Below are 8,077 nucleotides of genomic sequence, written 5' to 3' on the forward strand. Positions count from 1 at the left end.
TTAAGTCCATCTAATTTTTCAAGCAATTCATCAGCATAATCAGTGATTTTTAAGAACCATTGAGTTAAATCCTTTTTAGTTACTTCTGTATCACATCTTTCACATAAACCATCAACAACTTGTTCGTTAGCTAAAACTGTGTTACATGATGGACACCAATTAACAGGTGCTTGCTTTCTGTAAGCTAAGCCTTTTTCATATAACTTTAAGAATAACCATTGAGTCCACTTATAGTAATCAGGTCTGCATGTTACAACTTCATTTTCCCAGTTAAACATAGCTCCCATTGCTTTAAGTTGAGCTTCCATATTCTTTATGTTCTTTTCAGTTGAATCTTGTGGGTGAATACCAGTTTTTATAGCAAAGTTTTCTGCTGGTAATCCAAAAGCATCAAATCCCATTGGTTGGAATACATTGTATCCATTCATTCTTTTAAATCTAGCCCAAGTATCTACTGGTCCATAGTTAAACCAGTGACCAGCATGAAGCTGACTTCCTGATGGGTAAGAGAACATTTCTAGTACATAAAGCTTCTTGTCTAAATTTGTAGGGTCGAATTTATATAAATGTTCATTTTCCCATTTGTCTTGCCATTTCTTATCAATAGACGTTCCATAATTTCCCATAGAACTATTCCTCCTTAATTTTTGAAAATATAAAAAAACCTTTCACCTCTAATAATAAGAGACGAAAGGATAATTCCGCGTTACCACTCTTGTTAGGAAATAATTAATTTAAGTAAAATTTCCTCGCTCAATAATTTAACGGTTACCCCGTACTTGACTTATAATCAAGTAAGCTCATAGGTAAGTTCCTATATTTGTGATACTGTTTTACACCATACAACAGCTCTCTAAAATCACAAGGTTATAGTACTACTCCTACTCATAGCAGTAATATATATAATTATAATCATTTCCTCTAATTATATATTAATGGACAACTTTAAGTCAATACTAATGAATATATTTAAAATATAAGAAACCTTGCTATAAATTAAATACAATAATATAATTCTATAAGTGTTAAAAACTAATAATTATATAAAAGGAATTTAGGGAGTGATATTTTGTATTCGACGAGAAAGAACCTGAAAAGTATTTTATTAATAATAATAGGTTCAGGTATCTTAGGTTTTGGAAGTTATAACTTTAATTATCAAAATGGTGTAACAGAAGGTGGAGTATTAGGTTTATTACTTTTAATTAAAAATGTTTTTGATATTTCACCATCAATAACTAATCTTATAATTGATCTTTCTTTATTTGCAATTGGCGCAAAATTCTTTGGTAAAAGATTTTTATTATATTCAATATTTGCTTCAATGTGTTTTTCAGTTTCATATAGAATATTTGAAAATATAGGATTTGTTGTGCCAAATTTAAGTAACCATATGTTGATTGCAAGTATATTTGCGGGGATTTTTGTTGGTATTGGAGTTGGATTAGTGCTCAGAGGAGGAGGAGCAGCAGGTGGAGATGATGTAATTGCACTTTTAGGTGATAAATTTACACCACTTAAGATAAATCAAGTTTATTTATTAAGTGATGCAGTAATACTTATAGCATCTTTAGTTTATTTAGATTTAGTACAGGTTATATTTTCCATTATAGCTGTTGTTATAAGTGGAACATTAATAGGAGTTATTTATAATAATAAAAATGATGAAGAAAATGATAAAATAGATGATGATTATAATAACGAATCAATAACAATATAGAAAAAACTTTAGAGCAACTTAATAAGTTGCTCTTTTTTTATCTAATATTAATAAGTATATGATAAAAAAGTTAATATAATGATTAAAACCAATAAATCTACTTTAATAGTTAAAAATAATAAATAATTAATAATTTTCCCTATTAAAAGTATTATTATATAGTAGATAAGTGATTTTTAATTTTTATTGATTAAAAGTTATTTAAAATGCAGTTAAACTCAAAATTAAATATATTAAGGATAGTTGTTAAATATAGGCTTTATAAAGCTAGGAGATGGGCGAGAATGAATTGGGTAGCAAAAATAGAAAAATCAATAATTAATAAATTCCATAAAGAAAACGAAGAAACTTATGGAATATATGAATTACCTTTACAAGAAATGCAAGAGTTTTTGAGCATAGATGATGATGATGAACTAATAGAACTTGGATATAATTTTTTAGAAGGTAAAGAAGGATTTGATAAAAATATTAGAAAAGCTATATCTTTATTTGAAAGAGCAGAATCACTTAAAAGTTCACATGCTGCAATGATTTTATATTTAATCTATTCTAATGAAGATACACCAATTAAAGGTGATGGTTCTAAAGGACATTATTATTATAAGCTTGCAGAAAAATATATAAAATCTAATATAAAAGAAGAAGAATCTGCTAAAAATTTATTAAAATTAGGAGATGATAATTTAATAAAAGCTAATGATATTAGATTAAATGGTATCAAAAGATTTATAAATAAATTAGATAGAAATAATTAATACCAAAAAATAAATAAAAGAGTATTTGTGAAGCAAGAAAGTAAGCATAATGTAATGATTTCATTATTTTATGCTTGCTTTTTTTAAAAGAAAAACAAAAATATTGTAAAATATAGGGTAATATATGAAACTTAAGAGAAAAATTTGAAAAAGTTGATATTTTGTTATAGAATGTTAATAAATATCATATTTTGTTAATAAATAAAACGAAACTTTATTAACTAAAAATACAAAAGAAATAAAACTGGAGGATTTGATAATATGATAAAGAAAAAGATAAGTAAGGTATTAGCCTTAGCTGCTGTAGCGTGTTCTGCAATTGCATTTGCACCGCATGGAACAGTAGCAAATGCTTCACAAACAACTGGAGTAGTTACAGCAAAAAGTGGATTAAACTTAAGAAAAAGCGCAAGTACAAGTGCAAAGATTATAAAAACGATTCCTCATAATGGACAAGTTAATATAAAAAGCAAAAGTGGAAATTGGTATAATGTAGAACATAATGGAAGTAAAGGATATGTAAGTGCTGACTATGTAAAACAGGGGTCAAGCAGTTCTTCAAGCACTCAAACAGTAGGAAGAGTTACAGCAAAAAGTGGCTTAAATTTAAGAAAAAGTGCAAGTACAAGTGCAAAGATTATAAAAACGATTCCTCATAATGGACAAGTTAATATAAAAGGCAAAAGTGGAAATTGGTATAATGTAGAACATAATGGAAGTAAAGGATATGTAAGTGCTGATTATATACAAAAAGGTTCAGCAAGTCTTTCAAATACACAAAACAATGCAACTTCTAAGTATGATAAGATTTTAAGTGCTATGAAATCTCAACTTGGAAAGAAATATTGTTATGGAGGTTCATCACCATCAACAGGTTTTGATTGCTCAGGACTTATGCAATGGGGATTTAAACAAGGTGGAGTTAGTATAGGTAGAACTACTTACGATCAAGCAAGAAATGGTGTTGGAGTAAGTGTTAAAAATGCACAGCCAGGAGATTTATTATTATATTCAGATAAATCACACGTTGGTATGTATATAGGAAATGGACAATGGATAGAGTCACCTAACTCAAGAAGTGTTGTTAGGATTACTAATGTTCCTTGGAGTAAAATAGGAATAGCAAGAAGAGTACTATAGTATATTAATTATTTAAGAGAAGTCAGAAAATGGCTTCTCTTATTTTGTTTTAGGGGAATTTTCATATTATAAAATTAGAATATTTAAACTTAAAAAATAATAAAGATACAATGATACTAAGTTTTTGGAGGGAACTAATTTGAAGATTATTTCAGAAGTTTTTGCTTCAATGATAGGGCAAGGAACATTAGGCTTTGTTATTATTTTTATTATTTTAGCTCTTGGGATTTATGGAATAGTTTCAAGTATTAAACTAAAAAAATGTTATGAAGATTTAAGGAGTGAGTTTAAAAAAAGTGAGATTATAAATGAAGATACTGGAGAAAAGAATCTTAAAGGTACTGCACTTTATGAGATTTCTGAAGAATTTAAGAAAAGTGCTAGTAAAGGAACTGAAAATATAAATACTGAAGTTTTGATGGAAAAGTATTTAAGAAAATATATAACTATAAATGAAAGGTTTATTAATTTATTGCCATCAACATCAATTGCTTTAGGACTTATTGGAACATTTTTAGGATTAACTGTTGCAATACATTCTACAAATGGTGTATTAGAGTCTGGTATAAAGACTATGGATATATTTTTAAATAAAATGGGTATACCACTACAAGGTATGGCTAGTGCATTTTGGACAAGTATTTTTGGGGTAATAATGTCATTAGTTTTAAATTATACAATTCAAATAACTAAAAGAGAAAAAGAAGAATTTTATGATGATGTTGAAGATTATTTAGATAATATTTTATATAGTGAATATGCTTTTAGTTTCGTAACTCAATTTGAAAGATTTAATGATGTTATATCAGCTTCTATGATTGATTTAACTAGAGAAATGAGAGATTTATTTAAAGAAGGAGTTGATCAATTAGTTTCAAACATAAATAAAAATACTATTGATATGACAGAGTCTGCAAAGGTTTTATCTAATTATACTAAAGATTTAGAACTTGTTATATCATCTCTTAATAAGTCTGTTGATAATTTCAAAAAGCCAATTGATATGTTTAAGTCTTCGATAGATGATTTTGATATAACAACTGAAAAGTTAGAATTTATAATGAATACTTCAATTACTAGATTATCTGAAAAAATTGATGTTTTATCAGATGTATTAAATAAGCTAGATATTAATATAGAAGAGGAAAAAGAATCTATTAAGCTTATAAATGAAGAACTTAGAAGTTATAAGGTAGGTTTAGATAAGAGCTATAGAGAACTTTTAAAAGGAACAGAAAATATAAGTAAAGCGATTGAAAAAAATAATGATATAACAAATCAGCAAATAAAGAATCTAAATAAAGGCTATGAAGGCTTTGAAAATGGAATAAATAATTTTATAGCTAATGTAGAAAGATTAAAAGATGAGGTAGGAGAAGTTATATCTAAAGTATTAAAAGAAGAACTTTTAGGTATTTCAGAAGAAATTGCAGAAAAACTTCAAAAATCAATTAAAGGAATTGAAGAAGCAACAGAAAGCCTAAGCTATAATACTAGAACTGTTGGTGAGCTTGTTCATGCAACGAATGAATGGGTAGCAGCAACTAGTGATGAATAGAGGAGGAAGGCTTTATGAAGATACGAAGCAGAAAGTATAGGATTAAAGAAGAGGGACAATCATATTGGCCTTCGTTTGTAGATGTTATGACAGCTGTTACTTTGGTTTTCTTCTTCCTAATGATTATATCAATGACACTATCTTCTTTATTTGTAGATAATATATCTAAAAAGAGAGAAGAAATATATAACTGTATTCAAGAAAACTTAGATAAAAATAATGTTGATAAAGAAGTTATGTATTTTGACAGAGATGAAGGAAAGATGGTTTTAAATACGGAAACCTTTTTTGATACTGATAAATGGGTGTTAAAAGGAAATGGAAAAAATTTAGCAAAGCAATTTAATAATATATTTTACTTACTTTTAAGTGAAGAAAATATAGCATCTGAAATTGAGTATATAGAAGTTGTTGGGCATACAGATTATGCAGGTGATACTATTTCAAATAGAAGGCTTTCAACAGAACGTGCCATGAGTTTTTTAAATGCTATGGTGCCAAAAGATAGTAAGCTTGAAAATGAATTTGGAGGTAAATTTAAAGCTTCTGGAATGTCAGAATTTGAAACAAATCCAAATAAGGAAGATAGAGATAGGAAAGATTACTCTAAAAAAGATATTGAAAGCACTAAAGACCAAAGAAAGATTGAAATAAAAATGGTATTTTCTAATAAAGATTTAGAAGAGGCTATAAAGTCTAGAACAAGTAGCTAGGAGGAAGTTGTGAGTTATATAGATTATGATGAAATCATGGAAGATAACTCTTTTGATTATAAAGAGAGTAGTTCTTTAGACGATAAAGTTTTGTATTATAAAAAGGAATTTGGACTTCATAAAAGGTTTGAAGTTAAATATGAAAGTGATGGGCATCTTTATGATATAAATGTTGTAAATAATGATCATAATGAAATTATAAAATGTGAGATATTAAATACGTCTAAAGAAAAGAAAGTTAAAATATTTGTTGATATTCCTAAAGGTCTTGTTAGAGAATATAACTTTAAAGAAACTATTCTTATATATACAGATTATGATATAAGAGAGTTTTCGTTTTATGTTCAATGTATAGATGGAGATTCTGATAAAAATAGCGTTAAAAGATTAAAAGAAATATTATATTTTAACAAAAGTGAAGAAAATTTATTGAAGATAGTAAATGGAATGAAGAGAGTAGATGATATTTTAGATATTACAAAAAATGCTCCTTCTATATTAAATAAAAAGCTCAGTATAGATACTTATATAAAAATAATAAAAAGATGTAGAAGCTTATGTGAGGATAGTATTAAACTTTCTATATTTTGTGAAGAATTATTAAAAGATAGATGTATTCTTTTAAATGATATAATTGAACCTATTAAATATATGTATAAGAAAGGTTTAGTAACTAAAAATACCCGAGATGTTTTAAGATATTTAAAAATAGGTAGTTCTAGTGATAGAGAGCTTAATTTAGCATTAATGAATGTGAAAATTAAACTTAGAGTTATTGATGAAGAATTTATAAAACAATTAATAAACCTATATTATAGATCAACTAATAAAGGTGATTTAGATAAAGTTTTAAGTATTGTTTTGTATTCAGATAATATTAAATATAATGATGAACTTTTGAAAATCATTTTTGATTTTTATAAAAGAAATAATGATGTTAGATCATTAATTACTTTATGTAGAGAACTTAAAAGTAGAGATATATCTTTAAAAGATTATGGTATACAAATAAAAGATAGGAATCTTCTTGTTAAGGCATATAAAAAGAATATATTAATAGATTGGAAGGAATTATTAGAATACTCGGAAGATTATTATAAGAGAAGTGTTTATATAAAGGATGCTTTAATTGAGATATTAGAAGAAGTTATTATAAATGGAAAAGATAAAGATAAGAAATATATATGTATAAATCATAAAAATGCAATAAGGGATTTAGGAAAGTTTAGTAAGTTAGTATATGAATATTATATAGAAAATATTTTGGATTGCTATACTAAAGAGAATTTAGATAAGATTAAAATATTAGAAAATTATTTAAATAATGTTGGTGAAGGAATTAAAGATGATAAAAAATTAGAAATAATTAAGAAGATAACAAACTTCTATATAAAAAGCGAAAATGAAAAAAAATATATGTACTATTTAAAATATTATATTATTAATTTTTCTTTAGATGATAATAATAAGTGGATTAAAGAGATCATAGAAGATAATATTTCAAATATAGAGTTTTTAAAAGGGTTTTTAATAAAAGACGAGATAAAAGAAATATGTAAAAATGATGATATTTTAGAACTCATAGAAGATGGAATGATGAAATTTAAGGAATATGATTCTTTAATACTTATATTAAAACAATATAAAAAGCAAGAAAGATATAATAAATGTATACCTATATTAGAAGAAATCATTAGAAATTCAAACTATATAAACAGATATACTTATACAAAAGTAATAATTCCTATATATAATGAGCTTGAATCAAGAAAGCAATCAGATATGTATGAGCTTCTTAAAAAGAGAAGTGATCTTCCAATAGAGTTTAGAGAGAAAAATTTTAGTATTTATAAAGATGAAGAAAGTAAAGATTATCTTATTAAAGGATTCTTAAATGCAAATACTAATAGTTCAGTTTGTAAATTATTAGCCTTAGAAAAATATTTTTATAGTGATGATGAATTCTTGAAATTAATACCAGAGGGAGATAATAGTCCAGAGGTTTTAGAAATTGTATTAAAGAAAATAGAGGATAAATTTTATAAAAATAAGGATTATGTAAAGAAAATCATTAAATTATTAGGCACAAAAGATAAAGAAATTAAAAAAGTTGAAGTATATATAAATGATTATTATAAATATAAAGATGATATTAATCTTTTATATATATTTGGGAACATGAGAGTTA

General features: G+C 25.7%; 7 protein-coding genes and 1 other annotated feature. Of the genes, 6 read left to right on the forward strand and 1 reads right to left on the reverse strand.

Going from position 1 to position 8,077, the window contains the following annotated elements; all coding sequences use genetic code 11:
* On the reverse strand, positions 1-626 hold a 626-nt coding region (locus SPJ33_RS10580; protein ID WP_321117924.1), incomplete at its 3' end, for a class I tRNA ligase family protein.
* A gap of 54 nt (positions 627-680) precedes the next feature.
* Positions 681-898: a binding site (T-box leader), on the reverse strand.
* Between the two features lie 171 nt (positions 899-1,069).
* Between SPJ33_RS10580 and SPJ33_RS10585 the strand changes: the two genes are divergently transcribed.
* The 6 genes from SPJ33_RS10585 to SPJ33_RS10610 all read left to right on the forward strand — a co-directional run.
* Positions 1,070-1,720: a YitT family protein gene (locus tag SPJ33_RS10585; RefSeq protein WP_321117925.1), complete on the forward strand. Its 651-nt coding sequence runs from the start codon at positions 1,070-1,072 to the stop codon at positions 1,718-1,720.
* 284 nt (positions 1,721-2,004) lie between these two features.
* On the forward strand, positions 2,005-2,478 hold the full coding sequence (locus tag SPJ33_RS10590) for a hypothetical protein (RefSeq protein WP_321117926.1): 474 nt from the start codon (positions 2,005-2,007) through the stop codon (positions 2,476-2,478).
* A gap of 261 nt (positions 2,479-2,739) precedes the next feature.
* Positions 2,740-3,618, forward strand: coding sequence for a C40 family peptidase (locus SPJ33_RS10595; RefSeq protein ID WP_321117927.1), 879 nt, complete (start codon positions 2,740-2,742; stop codon positions 3,616-3,618).
* Positions 3,619-3,757: 139 nt separating this feature from the next.
* Entirely contained in the window at positions 3,758-5,176 is a 1,419-nt protein-coding gene (locus tag SPJ33_RS10600) for a hypothetical protein (protein WP_321117928.1), read from the forward strand.
* A 14-nt stretch (positions 5,177-5,190) separates the two neighbouring features.
* Positions 5,191-5,889: a hypothetical protein gene (locus SPJ33_RS10605; protein ID WP_321117929.1), complete on the forward strand. Its 699-nt coding sequence runs from the start codon at positions 5,191-5,193 to the stop codon at positions 5,887-5,889.
* A gap of 9 nt (positions 5,890-5,898) precedes the next feature.
* A partial coding sequence (locus SPJ33_RS10610; protein ID WP_321117930.1) for a hypothetical protein occupies positions 5,899-8,077 on the forward strand: 2,179 nt, incomplete at its 3' end.

The sequence above is a fragment of the Clostridium sp. genome, assembly GCF_034179595.1.
Taxonomy (GTDB): domain Bacteria; phylum Bacillota; class Clostridia; order Clostridiales; family Clostridiaceae; genus Clostridium.